The organism is Nocardia sp. NPDC058058 (genome assembly GCF_042885355.1).
Lineage (GTDB): Bacteria > Actinomycetota > Actinomycetes > Mycobacteriales > Mycobacteriaceae > Nocardia.
In genome coordinates this window covers 2,218,377-2,234,637 of sequence record NZ_JBHVSA010000001.1, presented here as the reverse complement: position 1 = coordinate 2,234,637, position 16,261 = coordinate 2,218,377, and the positions used below count along the sequence as shown (strand labels likewise).

Below are 16,261 nucleotides of genomic sequence, written 5' to 3'. Positions count from 1 at the left end.
GCGCGCAGTGTCGGCGGCGAATATACAGATCACCCTGCTCGACGGCGTGCAGGTGCGATTGGACGATCGGATCGTCGCGCTCGGCCCGCCACAGCGCCGCTCCCTGCTGGCCATGCTCGCCATGCGCCGCCGCCGCTGGGTCGCGGCCACCGCACTGCTGGACGGTCTGTACGACGATGCCGCGCCCGCCAGCGGAATCGGCCTGGTGCAAACCCACATCTCGGCGCTGCGCCGCGCCCTCGAACCCGATCGCGCGCCCCGCGCCGCACCCACGGTGCTGCTGTCCGGACACGGCGGCTACCAACTGAACATCACCGATGAGCAGATCGATGTCGGTGTCTTCGACCGCCTCGTCGCCGAGGCCGAACGTACACGCGCACAGGGTGATCCGGCGACCGCCGACGAGCGCTACACGCGGGCGCTACTGCTGTGCTCTGGCGAACCACTGGCCGGAGCGCCCGGACCGGTCGTGGCCGCGCACCGCGCACTACTGCACGAACGCGCGCTCGCCGTCCTCGAGGACAGCCTGTACGTCGCCCTTGACCTCGGTCGCACCGATCAGGTGGTCGATCGCGTCCGTCCGCTGGTCAGTGAACATCCGCTGCGCGAACGTCCCAGCGCTTTGCTCATGCGTGGGCTCGCCCGGCAGGGCAGACGAGCCGAAGCACTCGATGTGTACGCCCGCACTCGGCGGCGACTGGTCGACGAACTCGGCGTCGAACCCGGTGACGAGCTACGTGAACTACAGAGCCGCATACTGGCGGGTCAGGTGGAACCGGCGGTCGCACCTGCTCGATCGGTTCGGGGACCGATACCGCATCCGCTTGTGGCCGATCAGAGTTCGGCAGCCGGGATGGTTGGCGCACCATCGATGGGTTCCGAGCTATCGGGGGAATCGGCGGCCGGATCGCAGTTGGCCGCTGGTGAACGGTTGCCGGGTTCGGGGCGGGGCGCGGCAGTCGGTGACGAGATGCGGTCGCTGGTGTCCGGCCCGGTCGGTGACGAGATGCGGCCGCTAGTGTCCGGCCCGACGGGGATCTCGGCCGATCGAACGCGGTCGGCCGGTTGGGGTCTGTCAGCGGAATCGACGGCAACAACAGGATCGCTGTTGCCTGCGGCGCATCCCGATGGGGCTGGGCCGGAACAGTTTTCGCGGAGCTATGGCGTGGCTGCGGCGTTCTCGGTCGAATCTGCCCCGGTCGCAATGCTTTCGGACTGGTCTGCGGGCGGATCACCCACCGCCGCCGTGCCTTCGAAGGACGCTGCCGCCGATACGCGGCTTGCGCACTCCGGCGTTGCGCTGCTGGACCGCGACGAGCAATTGGCGGCCATTTTCGGCGCGTATCAGCGGGCGATGAGCGGGCGGGGCGGGACCGTGGTGATCTCGGGGTATCCGGGATCGGGGAAGACGGTGTTGATCGAAGCCGTCGCGGAGCGGGTGCCGAATGCGGTCGTACTCAATGCCAAGGAGCTGATCGGGCCGGAGCCGCGGCTGTTTCACGAACTTGCCCGGCTGGCCGGAATGGATTCCGCGACAGCGGGAATCGAGGACACCGACTACCGCGCGCAAGCGGCGTTGCTGCGCGACGGATTCGCATCACAACCCCGGGTGCTGCTGCTGGATGATGTGGCCGAGGCGGGCACGCCCTCGCTGGAATTGCTGGTGGCCTTGACCCCGCAATTGCGCACGCTGCCCGTGCTGGTGGTGGCGGTGTTCGATGAGCGCACCTGGTATCTCGCGCCGGTCTCGTCGGTGCATACCGAGCTGGAATGCCTTGCCGCGGAAGTGATCCGGCTGGCGGGACTGCGATTGCCGGCGATCTCGGCTCTCGCCGGGCGGGCCTTGGGCGGAAGCTGTTCGGACGCACTGGCGCTGGAGATACAGCAGGCCACGGGCGGTCTGCCCATTCTGGTCGGCGCACTGCTGAAAGACCTTGCGCTCCTCGACGCTCCACGGCATGTGCCGGAGCAGTTGCCCAGCGGCACCTATCAACGCGCCATGCGCCGCCTGCTGAACCGGTACTCCCGAGACGGCGGCGCGATGCTGCGGGCCATTGCTGTACTCCAGGACTATCGCGCGCCCGTCGAGGTGGTGGCCGCCGCGTGCGAGCAACCCGAGGCCGAGATTCGGGAGCGCTGTTCGCTGCTGGTCACCGAGGGGATTCTCGCCGCCGCAGATCCGCCGCGCTTCCGGCATCGCTTGCCCGCCAACACCTTGCGTCACCTGTGCCCGCGTGCGGAAGTCCGGCAGGTGCGCGAGCTCGCCGCGCAGCGTGCCCTGCTCCTCTCGCGCGACACCCGGGAGGTGGCCGCGTATCTGCTCGAACTCAGCGGACCGCAATGGTCGTACTGGGTGCCCACGCTCATCGACGCGGCGGCGGAAGCGGTGCGCGCCCTGGACTTGGCCGAAGCCACCGGTTATCTGGAAGTGGCGCAGCGGATCTCGGTGCCGGAGCAGCGCTCCGACCTCGCCTTGCGGCTGGGGCTGCTGAAGCAGTGGACCGATCCCGTCGCCGCCCGCGCGTATCTGGAGCAGGCGCTGGCCTTGGAGCGGGAGTCGAAAACCGCTCCGGCGGCGCTCATTCCGCTGGCCTGGACCTTGATCACCGCGTATCGAGCGACCGAGGCGGATGCGCTGCTGGATCAGGTGCTCGCCGAGACCGCCGCTCGTGATCAGGAGGCGGCGACCTCGGTGCGCGCCTCCCGCTGGATGGTCGCCGCCCTGACCTCGCAGGGCTGGTCGAGCTATCGAGAACTCGCCCGCCACGATCCCCGGCCCGATGTCGTCACCGCCGCCACCCGCACCCTGGATGACGTTTTCGCCGTGCGCATCTCGGCCGAAGCCGCTCGCGCGCGGTTCCTGCCCGCCAGCGGTGTGCAACCCCATGAGCGGCTGCCTCGGGAACTGTTCGGCATCTTCGCCCATATCGCCCTGTGGACCGACGAACTCACCCTCACCGCGCAGCTCAGTGCGCAGAGCGAGGACAAATACTTCGGCGTGATCGACGCTTACCGCCTCATCCTGCGATCGGAAGCGCTACTGCGGCAGGGCCGCTACGCCGACGCCGAACGCGAATGCGCCCTAATCGCCGCCACCCCTACCGGCACCCTGGTGCGCCGCCCGCCCGCGCTCGTCGCCCAATACGCGCACGCGCTGCTCGGCTCCGGCCGTCTCGACGAAGCCGACGACTGGCTGGAATCCACTCGCGCCCACACCAATCCGGAATCGTGGGAGTGGACCACCATCACCTACGTCCGCGCCCTGAGCTGCGTCGCCCGCAACCGGCACCGCGAAGCCGTCGCCCACTTCCTCGAATGCGGCCGCCGCCTCGCCGCCTGGGACCTACACAACCCGGCACACATCCCCTGGCGCAGTTCCGCCGCCCTGCAACTGATCCCACTCGGTGACCACGCCCAGGCCCGTCAACTCGCCGCCGAGGAACTCGAACTCGCCCAACGCTGGAACACCCCCGTCACCCTCGGCCGCGCCTGGCGTGCGATGGCGATGGCCGCCGCGGACACCACCACCATCCCCCTACTGCACCGCGCCATAACCCACCTACGCCGAGGCGAATCCGCGACCGAACTCATCCGAGCCCTGGAAGATCTCGCCGAAACCCACTCCGCCGACGGCGCATTCGCCGAAGCACGCACCGCCCTGCGCGAAGCCCACGACCTCGCCACCACCCGCGGCGCGGCCCTATTCGCCACCCGCATCGAAACCCGCCTCGCGGAGCTCCCCGAAACCTAGAGCGGCCCGTCCGATCCAGCGATTGAACGCGATGCTTATCCGGGCGATCGCGGATGCGAATCAGGCTGGTGGCCAATGCCTGTCACGAACGTGGGCGGGCAACTCGATCCCGGGGCGCAGGTCGGGGGAGGGGATCGGGGTGTCCCACATCGTGCGCAATGGCAGATGTCCCGCCCACACATCGCTGTTCGCGATATCGGCGGCCGAATCCATCGGCCCGCCATTTCGTACCTTCACCGACGCTTCGGTCAGATCCAGCGCCAGCACACAGGTCCATCCGACATCGTGCGGATCGGGTTCGGGCACGTAATCCCAAGAGCCGGGCGCACAATGCTCGACAATGGTGCGCAATGCGTGCAATTTTGTTGGGGCGTCCTGGATTTCGACGGGCTGCCCGTGAATCACCGCACTGCGGTAATTGAGTGAGAAATCTTTGAGCGCCCGCGCGTAAACGACCCCGTCCACCAAAGTCACCGCCACACACACCGGTGTACTCGCCCCCAACCGCAGACTCTCCGCATGCGGTGAACCGTGCACATACAAGGTGTCGCCATCCCGCCCGAACGTCGTCGGCAATACCAGCGGCGCACCATCCCAAATCACCGCCAAATGGCATTCCAGCGCATCATCCAAAATGGCGTACAACTCGGCCCGATCCGTACGCGCCCGCTGCGCGTCACGATGAACAGTGCTGCGTTCCGTCGGCGAGAGCGGAGTCAGATCCACGTATCAACACCTACCTTCGGCTTCGAATCGGGCGTTCGATGAGCGACTTGAGCACGTGCGATCCCTCGGTATTTCGACTGCGAATCCCAGCATGCCACAGCTGATGGACGCACCCGCCTATCCGGCGTTCATGGCGATGGCATGGGCGTGGTGAACGATCCGTGCGAATGGAATTCCTTGTGCGTGGCGGTAATTGCCGGAGCGTCGTGGTATCGGTCTGACAATTGTCATCCCGCTATCCCGGAACGACACCGAAGAACGGCCCGAACGTTCACAATAAATTGCAGTAACGAGCGCGACCTATACGCACGATGTCTTCCACAACAACACCTATTCAGGAGGTCGGAATGCTATCTGCGAAGCGACTTGCTGCCGGCGCCGCCGCCGTAGCCACCGCGGCCACGGCCGCCGTGCTCACCGGTGGGGGCGTGGCCCAAGCCGACGTACCGGTCTGGCAGGCCAACTGCCACGTCTACAACATTTTCAACACCGGCGGAATGTCCAACTGCGAGCTCCCGACCTGGCACCAGGTAAAACTCACCTGCGTAGCCTGGCCCGTCCCCTTCACCTACTGGAAATACGGCCCCATCCAATACGGCCAAAACCAATCCTGGGCCAGCTGCGACTCGCTCAATGCCATGGTCGGCATCGAAGTAATCCAAGCCTAGTGCCCGCCAACAAGATTGGGCCGCCGAACAACATTCGGCGGCCCAATCCTCATTGGTTATGCGTGCCGCCAACGCAATCGTGAGTCGGTCGCGCTTGTCTCGCACACCATCAGCGTTCCTGACTTGGTGTAGCCCGTCGCTCCGGCATCGCTACAGAACGCACCCGGTGTGACCGCAGTCGAAGGCTGTGAGCGAGCGGGGGCAGTCGCCCGAACCTCGACAGTTGGCTGGACCGATACGGGCGTGTTCACCTCGGGAATCGGGACCGGGTTGTTGATCGGAGGGGGAGCGGCAGCCGCTGTGGTGGTCGACGGTGCGGGTGCCGGTGCCGCGACGAGAGGCGCTGGGACGGCCTCCCTGGTCACCGCGGACACGACCGTCGTGGTGACGGCAGGCGAACCTGCACTGGAAAGGCTCGCCCCAGCCTGCCCCGATTGCGTCGAATCCTGTTTCGGCGCAACAACTCCTATCAGGATGAACACCGGAAGAGCTGCGCCCAGCACCCACCCCGCCGCCCGCCTGCTGCTTATGCGCGCCCAGAGCACCCGGCCACGAATGACCCCGATGACCCCGACGACAACCAAGCCCATCCATACGAACACGAAAATAGTCGCGAGTATCTGCATCGAGCTGCTTCCCTGTGATCCGGCGTCGGCGCATCCGATATCCCGGCGCATCGCGCGAAGAATCGAACGCAGCACGCGTTCCAAACGAACCTTCGATCAGCTGATACAGAAGGATTCGCTCACCACGCCACATCGTTACACCGCTTCCCCGCAACGGTTTTCAGCGATTTTCGATGATTTCGAGGAAACGAGAAAGGCCCCCGAAGCAATTGCTCAGGGGGCCTTTCTCGTATCGAACTCAGTCCAGGTAGTCGCGCAGGACCTGGGAGCGGCTCGGGTGGCGGAGCTTGCTCATGGTCTTGGACTCGATCTGGCGGATGCGTTCGCGGGTGACGCCGTAGACCTGGCCGATTTCGTCCAGGGTGCGGGGCTGGCCGTCGGTGAGGCCGAAGCGGAGGCGGACTACGCCGGCTTCGCGCTCGGAGAGCGTTTCCAGGACCGACTGGAGCTGGTCCTGTAGCAGGGTGAAGCTGACCGCGTCGACGGCGACCACTGCTTCGGAGTCCTCGATGAAATCGCCGAGCTGCGAATCACCTTCGTCACCGATGGTCTGGTCGAGGGAGATGGGCTCACGGGCGTACTGCTGGATTTCCAGCACCTTCTCCGGCGTGATGTCCATTTCCTTGGCGAGCTCTTCGGGCGTGGGCTCGCGGCCCAGGTCCTGCAGGAGTTCGCGCTGGATGCGGCCGAGCTTGTTGATGACCTCGACCATATGCACCGGGATGCGGATGGTGCGGGCCTGATCGGCCATGGCGCGGGTGATGGCCTGACGAATCCACCAGGTGGCGTACGTCGAGAACTTGTAGCCCTTGGTGTAGTCGAACTTCTCGACCGCGCGGATCAGACCCAGATTGCCTTCCTGGATCAGATCCAGGAACGCCATACCGCGGCCGGTGTAGCGCTTGGCGAGCGAAACCACCAGGCGCAGGTTGGCTTCGAGCAGATGGTTCTTGGCACGGTTGCCGTCGCGCATGATCCACTGCAGATCGCGGCGCAACTGGACGGGCAGCTTCTCACCCTTTTCGGCGAGTTCGCGCAGGCGCTCGGTGGCGTAGAGACCGGCCTCGATTCGCTTGGCGAGCTCGACCTCCTCCTCCGCGTTGAGCAGCGCGACCTTGCCGATCTGCTTGAGGTAGGCGCGGACCGAGTCGGCCGAAGCGGTGAGCTCGGCGTCCTTACGGGCCTGACGCAGGGCCTCGGATTCCTCCTCGTCCCAGACGAAGTCGCCCGAAGCCTTGTCCTTCTCGGTGGGCTCCTCGGCCTCTTCGGCCTCCTCGCCCGCCGGGGCGGCGGCCTCTTCCTCTTCGGCTTCGTCGTCCGCGAGATCTTCCTCGACCAGATCGGTCTCGTCGACCTCGAGGTCACCGAGGTCGTCGAGCTCGACCTCGTCCTCGCCGATCACATCGGCTTCGCCCTCGGCGCCCTCGGCCTTGGCCCCGGCTTTCTTGGCAACGGCCTTTTTGGCGGGCGCCTTCTTGGCAGCGACCTTCTTGGCGGCGGCCTTTTTGGCTACCGCCTTCTTGGCCGGTGCTTTCTTGGCGGCAGCCTTCTTGACCGGCCGTGCTGCGGTGGTGTCTGCGGAGTCGGCCTCATCGGCCGATTCGGCGGTCTCTCGGGTATTCGTGGCTACCACGTACGCCCTTTCGTGACGGTCTCGTGCGGCGTCACGCCAGAGTGGTGATCCGGCGGAGCGGTCTGTCGGGGGATAACCGGCGCGCATGCCGGGTTGGTTTCACCGGCGCACCGCCGGATGTTGTTCCATTGTAACGATCGAACCAGGCTGCTTACGGTGCGATACCGGCAGACACGGCCATTGCCGCTCCGACAATGCCCGCGGTGTTCTTCAAATCGGCCGCGACAACCGGGGTTCTGTTGGTCAGCAAGGGAATCCATTCAGCGTAGTCGCGACTGATGCCGCCACCCGCGACGAACACGGTCGGCCAGAACAGATTTTCGAGCGTGACCAGCACCTTACTCACCTCGGCGGCCCATTCCGCGTAGCTCAGGCCCTCGCGATCCTTGATGGACGCCGCGGCCAGATGCTCGGCCTCGCGACCGCCGACCTCGAGATGGCCGAGTTCGCTGTTCGGCATCAGCACGCCGTTGTACATCACGGCCGATCCGATACCGGTGCCGAAGGTGAGCAGCATTACCAAGCCGGTCAGATCCTTTGCCGCGCCGTAGCGGTCCTCGGCGAGTCCGGCCGCGTCGGCGTCGTTGAGCACCGTCACCTCACGGCCGCCCAGCGCCAGCGAGAACAGCGAGCGCGCGTCCGTGCCGATCCAGGACTTGTCGATATTGGCGGCCGTGCGGACCACACCACCGATGATCACGCTCGGCATGGTGATGCCGACCGGACCGTCCCACCCCGACTGCGCCACCACCTTCGCCACCGCCTCGGCCACCGCGTTCGGCGTGGACGGCTGCGGTGTCGGCACCTTGATGCGTTCCTGGGCCAGTTCACCGGTGGTCAGATCGACCTCGGCGCCCTTGACACCGCTACCACCGATGTCGATCCCGAACGCGTGCCCCCGAGCGGACATGACGACTCCTCGTTCTCCCAAGTGATGCCGGCGAAACCCGGCGCGCGGCACGATACCGGCTCCGGCGGTGATCAATTCACAGTTGCGGGATTCGCCCGCCACGCGGCCGGAACCGGCCGATGCGCTGTGTCGTGCACGACAAGCCTAATGCGAGGTGTGCCGGATCTGTGCTGCGATGGACTTCGTGCCGGAATCCGATTTCACCTCCACCGCATCGAACACCACCGCGACCGCCGACGGGACCGACATCGCCGAACTCCGGCGCATCGCGGTCCATTTGGCCGAAACCGCCGCCGCGCATGTGCGCACCCGCCGGCCTCAGGTCTTCGGACCGGGCGCGGTCGAAGGCGAAGCCGTGCAATCCAAGAGCACCCCGACCGATCCGGTCACCATCGTCGATACCGAAACCGAGGCCCTGGTCCGCCGCCTGGTGGACGAATTGCGCCCGGGTGACCGCGTAGTCGGGGAGGAGGACGGCGGGACGCTGGCGGACGATCCAGCGGCCGTGCAGTGGGTCGTGGATCCGATCGACGGGACGGTGAACTTCGTCTACGGGATTCCCGCGTACTCGGTCTCGGTGGCGGCGGTGCGCGACGGGCGATCGGTCGCCGGGGCCGTCGCGGACGTCGTGCACGAGGTCACCTACAGCGCCGGACTCGGTCAGGGTGCGCACCGCACCGATTCCGGAACCTGGGGGAGTGCGACCGCCACGCCGATTCCATTGCGCTGCAATGCCGTCGACTCGGTGTCGATGGCATTGATCGCCACCGGATTCGCCTACGCGCCCAAGCGTCGCGCCCGGCAGGGCGAACTGATCGCCGAACTGTTGCCGGAGATTCGCGATATCCGCCGTCTCGGTTCGGCGGCCCTGGATCTGTGCATGGTCGCCGAGGGCCGGGTGGACGCGCACTACGAGCACGGCCTGAACCTGTGGGACTGGGCCGCGGGCGCGCTCATCGCCGCCGAGGCGGGCGCGGTGCTGATCCTGCCCGCACCCACCTCGATGGGCACGGCCGGTGAATTGGTGGTCGCCGCCGCCCCCGGCATCGCGACCGAATTGTCCGATCTTCTGGAACGGATCGGTGTCACCACCCCTATCCCGGTTTAGTTTCAGCCCGCTAGACACGCGGAACGCGGAAAAGAAGATCGCCGCACCTCTGGACGAGGTGCGGCGATGAGCGGAACAGTCTGTGGCACAGCCCTATTGGTTCGCGGCCGTCCCGGTTCTGGACTGAGTGGAGCGGGGGAGCGAAGCGGAGGAGCGGAGGGAGGGAAGGTTCGGGACTTTCAGGGCCGCGAACCCGCCCGGAGCGAAGCGGAGGGCCAAAGGCTCAGCACTTCGCGTGGCGGGCGGCGTCGAGCAGTTTGGGATCGATGGCGGAGGTGGTGCCCGGCGTCGGATTCTTCAGGGAGCGAAGCACTTCCTCGGCATCGGTACTGGGCCGGATATCGCGGAACAGCGAGCCGAGCACCATATCCACGGTGTCATCGGTGCGCTGATCCTCGATCAGCTCCGCGCACGGCGCGACCAATTGCACGGCCGCCGCGGCGGGCCGTCCACTCACGCCGAAACGAATCTGCCCGGTGCACTCCAGATCACCGTTCACGTAGACCGGATCATTGCCGACCTGCACGTCCGGTGCGCTGGCGAACCCGAGATCACCCAGTTCCGAGGCCACGTGCGCGGCCTGACCACGCTGGCCGTTGGCATTGAACACGCGTACCTTGGCCTGGGCGAGGGCCACCGGTTCCACATCACGTAGCCGGGATTGCCCCACCCGCTGCCCCAACGGGGCGGCCGCGGGTGCGGCGGTACTGGACGCGGGACTGGGCGAATTGCACGCCATCGCGCCGGGGTCGGACTCGGTCGTCGTCAGTGCCTTGATCCACACACCGGCGCAGATCACGACTATGACGCCAACCATGGCCGCCCACGGCTCCCAGCGTCGCCGAATGAAGGGCCGCCCCGCGGGGTCGGTCGAGTTGCCTTGGGTGATCAGTGAAACCACAGGGCACACTCTACGAAAAGCTTGCCGACGTTGCGTGCAAGGTCTCGGTAAGTCCTCGAAAGGTCGCGGGAAGCCGCGTCAAGGTCTCGGTCGGTTCCCCGACCGGTGACGATTGACCCTCAGTTTCGACTCGCGTGTGTTTTGATTGCGACTTTTGTCCCGGGGTCCGCTATTGTCTGGCGGCCCAGATCGTATCGCCCGGGTTGAATCGGGGGTTCGATTTCGGGAACAACAAGGGCATGTCCTGCGTTGACCGAGCGCGATCAGGTGCGGACCAGGAGCATCCGGCCGGATCGGTGACAGGTGTGCGTGTGGCGTACACCACGGGCGGGGCGGCAAACCCCGGTTCGATTCCGACAGGAATCGGGTCCGGATCGAGCCGGTCCGGGATATACGGAGTAAGGACGAGGGGAAGACGACATGGCAACCGACTATGACGCACCGAGGCGTAGCGAAACCGACGAAGTGTCGGAGGACTCGCTCGAGGAGCTGAAGGCTCGTCGCAACGAGGCCGCGTCCGCCGTCGTGGATATCGACGAATCCGATACCGCGGAGTCGTTCGAGCTTCCCGGCGCGGATCTTTCGGAGGAGGTGCTCTCGGTTCGGGTCATCCCGAAGCAGGCCGATGAGTTCACCTGTTCCAGCTGCTTCCTGGTGCACCACCGCAGCCGGCTGGCCAATGAGGCCGGCGGGCAGCTGATTTGCATGGACTGCGCGGCCTGATCCAGGTCACACAGCCCTGAGCAGGAAATATCCGTCAGCCCGCGCTCGGTTCGCCGAGCGCGGCAAGGGATCTCTGGGGTTCGAAAGCGGCTGCTAGGCAGTCGCGTTCTGAACGCCCAGCGCCTCTGTGATTCGTTCGGGCCGGCGCGTACTGACAAGCCAGTACGGTGTCGGGTCGTCCGGGTCATCGAGCACGAGCAGGAGCATCGGGCCGATCCAGGCACGGTGTTGTACGTAGGCGGCCGGGTCGAGTTGTCGACCCAGGGCCGCGCTCTTCGCACTGGTCGGCACACCCGCCGCCCGCTTCACGAAAGTGGCCGGGAGATGGGCGGTGTCGATCCGCAATTCGGGGGTTCCATCACCGTCGCGGGCCACTTCGACCCGGTGCCGCGACATCCACAGCAGCACCCATACGGGGATGGGGAAAAGCAGCACATACGGCAGCCACGCCCGGATTCCCGGTGCGCCCATGTGGATTTCGGCTGCCAGCAGGCCGGTGACGGCCAAGCCGACGGGCCACCACCACAGCGGCACCCACAGGCGCTCGGAGTAGAGGGGTGTGGTCTGTTGCTGAGGTTCCATGGTCACCTGAGGGGGCTGGTCGGACACGACATCAGACTAGGTCAATGGCAGCGGGGGTGAACGCGTAGGCTCGGCGCACGTGACCGGAATTCCTCCTATCTCCCTGCTGCGGCTCGATGCCGGCATGCCAGTACCCACGCGCGCTCACGAGGGCGACGCCGGGGTGGACCTGTGCACCACCGAGGACGTCATCATCGAACCGGGGGAGCGGGTGCTGGTCGGTACCGGCATCGCCATCGCGCTTCCGATCGGCACGGTCGGTTTGATCCATCCGCGATCGGGACTCGCGGCCAAGCACGGCCTGTCGGTCGTCAACACCCCCGGCACGGTCGACGCGGGGTACCGCGGTGAGATCAAGGTCTGCCTGATCAATCATGATTTACGTACTCCCATCGAGCTCCGGCGCGGTGACCGGATCGCCCAGCTGCTGGTGCAGCGGGTCGAACTGGTCGACTTCGCCGAGGTCGACACGCTCGACGAAACCGAGCGGGGCGCAGGAGGATACGGATCGAGCGGTGGGCATGCCAGCCTGACCGCGCAGTCCGGCGGGGCGGGTAGAACAGCCGGCAAGGAGGCATAACGATGTTCGGACGCAAGAAGCGCAAGGGTGACGCGGACGACGCGGGCCGGTACGAGGGCGAATACACCGAGTACGACGAATACGACGAGGAATACGAGGCCGAGGGCTACGACGACGAACCCGAGTACGCCGCACCGGCTTCGGAGTTCTCCTCGGAATTCGACACCGACTCGTTCCGGGTGCCCGAGCGCGGCTCCAAGGTCGGCCCGTACAACTACGAGGACGTCGTCGATCAGCTCGAGGATGTCGCCGAGCAGCGCCTGGACCTGGGGTCGGTCATCGTGCCGGTGCCCCCGGGCGGGCAGTTGCAGGTCGAGATGACCCCGGATGGCACCCCGCAGGCGGTGCACCTGGCCACCGAACACGGCCGGATCACCGTGGCCGCGTACGCCGCACCCAAATCGGCGGGCCAATGGCGTTCGGTCGCAGCCGATCTCGCCGAGACGCTGCGCAAGGACGGTGCGCAGGTATCGGTGCAGAACGGGCCCTGGGGTCGCGAACTGCACGCCGTCACCGACGGTGCGGACCTGCGCTTCATCGGCGTCGACGGACATCGCTGGATGGTGCGCCTGGTCGCGGCCGGTCCCTCCGGCGCGGCCTCGGAGAGCCAGCCTTTGGTCGCCGCCGCCCGCGCGATCATGAGCGAGACCATCGTGCGCCGCGGCGATGAGCCGCTCCCGGTGCGCGAACCGCTCCCGGTGGTCCTACCCCAGGAGCTGGCGGATCAGCTCGCCGCCGCGCACCAGCAGCAGCTGGCCGCGCAGCAGCAGGCCGTTGCCGCGCAGCTCGCCGCGCTCCAGGGTGGCCCGCAGCCCGGCGTCCCGGCGGCCGACACCGAACCGCGTCGCGGCGCGGAAGGTTCGGCCATGCAGCAGCTCGGCCTCCAGTAACCCGAAACACCAAGAACGACAACGGCCTTCGCGCTTTCCTCGATCGAGGCGAGTACGAAGGCCGTTCGTGTAGGGAATCACGTCATCCCGGCGCGCTTGTGGCCGGGATCCACTGAACTCGCCGGAGTTCCCGTGGTGGGGATCCCGGCCACAAGCATGCCGGGATGACGAGGGTGGTCAGCGCGTTGTGATGCGGCGTTGGATCAGGGTGCTGAATCCGCGCACGCCGAGCACGGCCGGATCCGCGCCCAGCTCGTCCAGGGTGATGTGGTGCAAATCGCTGCCCGGGATGAGGTCGGCCCAGCGTTCGGCGACCGCGATGGGGTGTACCGGGTCGTCGGTCGCGCCGACCAGTGAGACCGGGACTGTGATGCTGCTCAACAACTCCGGTTCGGGCCAGCGGTAGGCGGCGGCCTCGTCCAGGGCCGAGGGCAGGTCCGGCCACTGCGAGCGCCAGGAGCGGGTGAGGGCTTCGGCGAGCCAGGCGGGGCTGGAAGCGCGCATGATGTCGATGACCGCGTCGATGCCGTCCGTACGCAGGGCCGAGGCGGTGGCGGCGGCGCTCAGGGCGGCGGGGCAGCCGGTGGTGTCGGCTCCGGTCCAGGCCGGGAGTGCCGCGACCACGCCGTAGACCGATTCCGGGTGCCGTGCGGCCCAATTCACAGCTACCGCCGCGCCCAGTGAGATGCCCGCGATCAGGATTGGTCCCGAGCGTGCGGCGGCGTCCAGGGCGGCGTGATAGCTGTCGATGACGCGCCGCGGGTCCGGATCGACCGGATGGAACGGGATATCCAGTGCGGCGCAGGCGGATCCGAAGGCCCGGTGGGCGAAATGGGCGTCGGAGCCGGTTCCGGGCAGGGCGACGGCGACCGCCGGAGAGGGGAGATCTGGCACCCGGCGAGCGTACTGGGACGGGCGCGCGTGGCGGGTGCGGGCCGTGACCTCTACAGTGGCGGTGTACATCCGCAGCCAGGGGGTAACCCTCCTGTCAAGTGGAAAGAATCGAACGACGTGCGACCCACGCCGTGAGGGTCTATCAGGAGACGTGCGAGATGCCATCCTCGGGTGGAAAGGACTTCCCGTCAGGGTATTTCCGGCGTTTGAGCCGGCGCCTGACGGAGGACCTGGATCGATTGGATGCCGAGGAACTCGCCGAGACGTCGGAAGCGTCGGGCGCGTGCCGGGCATCGGAGTGTCGCCGCGGTGAGGAAGTCACCATGCTGGGCCGCCTGCGCAGTGTCGAGGCCTGTCCGAAGTCGGGCGGTGCCGAGGTGGAGGCCGAGTTCTTCGACGGCACCGACAGTGTGAACCTGGTGTTCATCGGCAGGCGTCGCATCCCGGGTATCGAGCCGGGGCGTCGTATCCTGGTCCGCGGCCGGGTCGGCGAGCGTGACGGCGGCAAGGTCATTTTCAACCCCTACTACGAACTTCGCGGGAACTCCTGACACCTATGCCGATACCTGCCAGCAGCAATGACGAGGGCCGTGCGCCCACCGGTGCCCCTCGCGAGCTGGAGGACGGCTTCGCGGCCGAGTTCGCCGCGCGTGAGGCCGAACTCACCGAGGCCGTGACCGAGCAGTACGCGGTGCAGCAGCCGCACGGTGTCCGCGAGGAGTTGGAAGAGCTGGCCGAGGAAGAGGTCGAGCAGACCCTCCTGGAGCAGCTCGGCGGTTTCAGCGGCCTGATCTACTCCTCGCTGCCGGTGCTGGTTTTCGTACCGGTGAATTCGCTGCGCGGGCTCACCACGGCCATTTGGGCCGCACTCGGTGTGGCCACCGCGATCTTGATCTGGCGGCTGGTGCGGCGCGGCCCGATCCAGCCCGCTATCTCCGGGTTCCTGGGTGTGGGCGTCTGCGCGTTCATCGCCTACCGCATGGGTGAGGCCAAGGGCTTCTTCCTGTTCGGCATCTACGCCAGCCTGGTGTACGCGGGCGCGTTCCTGCTGTCGCTGGTGGTGCGCTGGCCCCTCGCGGGTGTCATCTGGGGTGTGCTGAACGGTCACGGCACCGATTGGCGTTCCGATCGCCGCGCCATGCGGCTCTACGATCTGGCGACGGTGGTGTGGGCGGTCGTATTCGGCGCTCGCTACCTGGTGCAGAACCACCTGTACGCGGCCAACAGCACCGGTCTGCTGGCCGTGGCGCGCCTGGCCATGGGCTGGCCGCTGACCGCTGTCGCCTTGGTGGTGACGGTGTGGGCGGTTCGCAAGGCCGGACATCTGCCCGCGAATCGTGCGAAGGCCGCCGCTGCGGCCGATACCGCCGGGTCTGCCGAGAACTGAGCCTCTACCAGCGACTTATCGCGCTGAACGCCCGCCGCGCAACACCTTCGGGGGAATTGGGGTTGTAAAGGGGGTGACCAACCCACCCCTGGGGTGCCTATTTCCGAAGCCTCGATCATCGCAGGATCGTTATGAACGATACGGCGAAAGGATCGCGGAGTTGATTACCGACGGCAAGGCAGTGGCAGCGCAGGACCGTGTTGAGGGGCTCGGGACCGCGGTGCAGACAACGGCCGCCGCGCGCAGGCATTCGGCGGGGCGGGGAACCAAGAACGGCACCACGGCGGCGACGACGGAATCCCGGCGTGCCGCAGCGGAATTGGAGAAGCTGATCGGCCCCGCGGCAGCGGGCGACCGGGCGGCGGTCTCGGAGATTCTCAAGATCGTCTACCCCCTGGTGCGGCGCTACTGCGCGGCGCGCATGGGCGGTGCGGGACACCTGCACGTGACGGCCGACGATGTGGCACAGGAGATTTGCCTGGCGACCGTGCAGGCCATCCCGCGCTACCGGGATCAGGGCAAGTCGTTCCTGGCGTTCGTGTACGGCATCTCGGCCAATAAGGTCGCCGACGCGTTCCGCCGGGCGCAGCTGCACCCGGCCTACCCGGTCGCGGAGTTCCCGGATGAGCCGAACACCGAGGCCGGACCGGAGGAGCGGGCGTTGCAGTCCGAAACCCGGGCCGCCACAAGGGAACTGATGAAGGTGCTGGCTCCCACCCATCGCGAGGTGCTGGTCATGCGCATCGTGCTGGGGTGGACCGCGGCGCAGACCGCGGAGGCCATCGGCACCAGTCCGGGCGTGGTGCGGGTGATGCAGCACCGCGCGCTCAACAAGTTGCGCGCCGAACTCCGGGCGGCGTCGTAAACCGTGACGGCACCCGG

15 protein-coding genes are annotated in these 16,261 nt (G+C 66.9%); 9 read left to right on the top strand and 6 right to left on the bottom strand.

Annotation, left to right across the window (positions count from 1 at the left end; translation table 11 throughout):
• Positions 1-7: 7 nt before the first annotated feature.
• Entirely contained in the window at positions 8-3,751 is a 3,744-nt protein-coding gene (locus tag ACFVUS_RS10255; protein ID WP_387763468.1) for a BTAD domain-containing putative transcriptional regulator, read from the top strand.
• 60 nt (positions 3,752-3,811) lie between these two features.
• Here ACFVUS_RS10255 and ACFVUS_RS10250 read toward each other — a convergent pair whose 3' ends face one another.
• Positions 3,812-4,477: a pyridoxamine 5'-phosphate oxidase family protein gene (locus ACFVUS_RS10250; RefSeq protein WP_387763465.1), complete on the bottom strand. Its 666-nt coding sequence runs from the start codon at positions 4,475-4,477 to the stop codon at positions 3,812-3,814.
• 347 nt (positions 4,478-4,824) lie between these two features.
• Between ACFVUS_RS10250 and ACFVUS_RS10245 the strand changes: the two genes are divergently transcribed.
• Positions 4,825-5,145, top strand: a complete 321-nt coding sequence (locus ACFVUS_RS10245; protein WP_364631678.1) for a hypothetical protein — start codon at positions 4,825-4,827, stop codon at positions 5,143-5,145.
• Positions 5,146-6,009: 864 nt separating this feature from the next.
• On the opposite strand, the gene ACFVUS_RS10240 is transcribed toward ACFVUS_RS10245, so the two are convergent.
• Together ACFVUS_RS10240 and ppgK are read right to left on the bottom strand one after the other, a co-directional pair.
• On the bottom strand, positions 6,010-7,404 hold the full coding sequence (locus ACFVUS_RS10240; protein WP_387763461.1) for an RNA polymerase sigma factor: 1,395 nt from the start codon (positions 7,402-7,404) through the stop codon (positions 6,010-6,012).
• A gap of 151 nt (positions 7,405-7,555) precedes the next feature.
• A complete protein-coding gene (ppgK, locus tag ACFVUS_RS10235) occupies positions 7,556-8,314 on the bottom strand; it encodes a polyphosphate--glucose phosphotransferase (RefSeq protein ID WP_387763458.1) in 759 nt (252 codons plus the stop codon).
• A 175-nt stretch (positions 8,315-8,489) separates the two neighbouring features.
• On the opposite strand from ppgK, the gene ACFVUS_RS10230 reads away from it, so the two are divergent.
• The gene (locus ACFVUS_RS10230; RefSeq protein ID WP_387763455.1) at positions 8,490-9,422 is read left to right on the top strand and encodes an inositol monophosphatase family protein; all 933 of its coding nucleotides are present in this window, start codon (positions 8,490-8,492) and stop codon (positions 9,420-9,422) included.
• Between the two features lie 223 nt (positions 9,423-9,645).
• Here ACFVUS_RS10230 and cei read toward each other — a convergent pair whose 3' ends face one another.
• Entirely contained in the window at positions 9,646-10,323 is a 678-nt protein-coding gene (cei, locus tag ACFVUS_RS10225) for an envelope integrity protein Cei (RefSeq protein ID WP_387763452.1), read from the bottom strand.
• A gap of 420 nt (positions 10,324-10,743) precedes the next feature.
• Between cei and ACFVUS_RS10220 the strand changes: the two genes are divergently transcribed.
• Positions 10,744-11,046, top strand: coding sequence for a DUF4193 domain-containing protein (locus ACFVUS_RS10220; protein WP_067566805.1), 303 nt, complete (start codon positions 10,744-10,746; stop codon positions 11,044-11,046).
• A 93-nt stretch (positions 11,047-11,139) separates the two neighbouring features.
• On the opposite strand, the gene ACFVUS_RS10215 is transcribed toward ACFVUS_RS10220, so the two are convergent.
• Positions 11,140-11,628 carry a DUF3093 domain-containing protein gene (locus ACFVUS_RS10215; protein ID WP_387765475.1) on the bottom strand — a complete coding sequence of 163 codons (489 nt, stop codon included), beginning with the start codon at positions 11,626-11,628 and terminating at the stop codon, positions 11,140-11,142.
• A 79-nt stretch (positions 11,629-11,707) separates the two neighbouring features.
• Here ACFVUS_RS10215 and dut point away from each other — a divergent pair, with 79 nt between their 5' ends.
• Together dut and ACFVUS_RS10205 are read left to right on the top strand one after the other, a co-directional pair.
• Positions 11,708-12,208, top strand: a complete 501-nt coding sequence (gene dut, locus ACFVUS_RS10210; protein WP_364631695.1) for a dUTP diphosphatase — start codon at positions 11,708-11,710, stop codon at positions 12,206-12,208.
• 2 nt (positions 12,209-12,210) lie between these two features.
• On the top strand, positions 12,211-13,098 hold the full coding sequence (locus ACFVUS_RS10205; protein WP_387763447.1) for a DUF3710 domain-containing protein: 888 nt from the start codon (positions 12,211-12,213) through the stop codon (positions 13,096-13,098).
• Between the two features lie 177 nt (positions 13,099-13,275).
• On the opposite strand, the gene ACFVUS_RS10200 is transcribed toward ACFVUS_RS10205, so the two are convergent.
• Positions 13,276-13,992 carry an alpha/beta fold hydrolase gene (locus ACFVUS_RS10200; RefSeq protein ID WP_387763444.1) on the bottom strand — a complete coding sequence of 239 codons (717 nt, stop codon included), beginning with the start codon at positions 13,990-13,992 and terminating at the stop codon, positions 13,276-13,278.
• 158 nt (positions 13,993-14,150) lie between these two features.
• On the opposite strand from ACFVUS_RS10200, the gene ACFVUS_RS10195 reads away from it, so the two are divergent.
• The 3 genes from ACFVUS_RS10195 (at position 14,151) to ACFVUS_RS10185 (ending at position 16,244) form a co-directional block, all read left to right on the top strand.
• Positions 14,151-14,543 carry an OB-fold nucleic acid binding domain-containing protein gene (locus ACFVUS_RS10195; protein ID WP_364631704.1) on the top strand — a complete coding sequence of 131 codons (393 nt, stop codon included), beginning with the start codon at positions 14,151-14,153 and terminating at the stop codon, positions 14,541-14,543.
• A 5-nt stretch (positions 14,544-14,548) separates the two neighbouring features.
• Entirely contained in the window at positions 14,549-15,379 is an 831-nt protein-coding gene (locus ACFVUS_RS10190; protein ID WP_387763441.1) for a DUF3159 domain-containing protein, read from the top strand.
• A gap of 160 nt (positions 15,380-15,539) precedes the next feature.
• Positions 15,540-16,244 carry a sigma-70 family RNA polymerase sigma factor gene (locus tag ACFVUS_RS10185; protein WP_364631707.1) on the top strand — a complete coding sequence of 235 codons (705 nt, stop codon included), beginning with the start codon at positions 15,540-15,542 and terminating at the stop codon, positions 16,242-16,244.
• Positions 16,245-16,261: the final 17 nt, after the last annotated feature.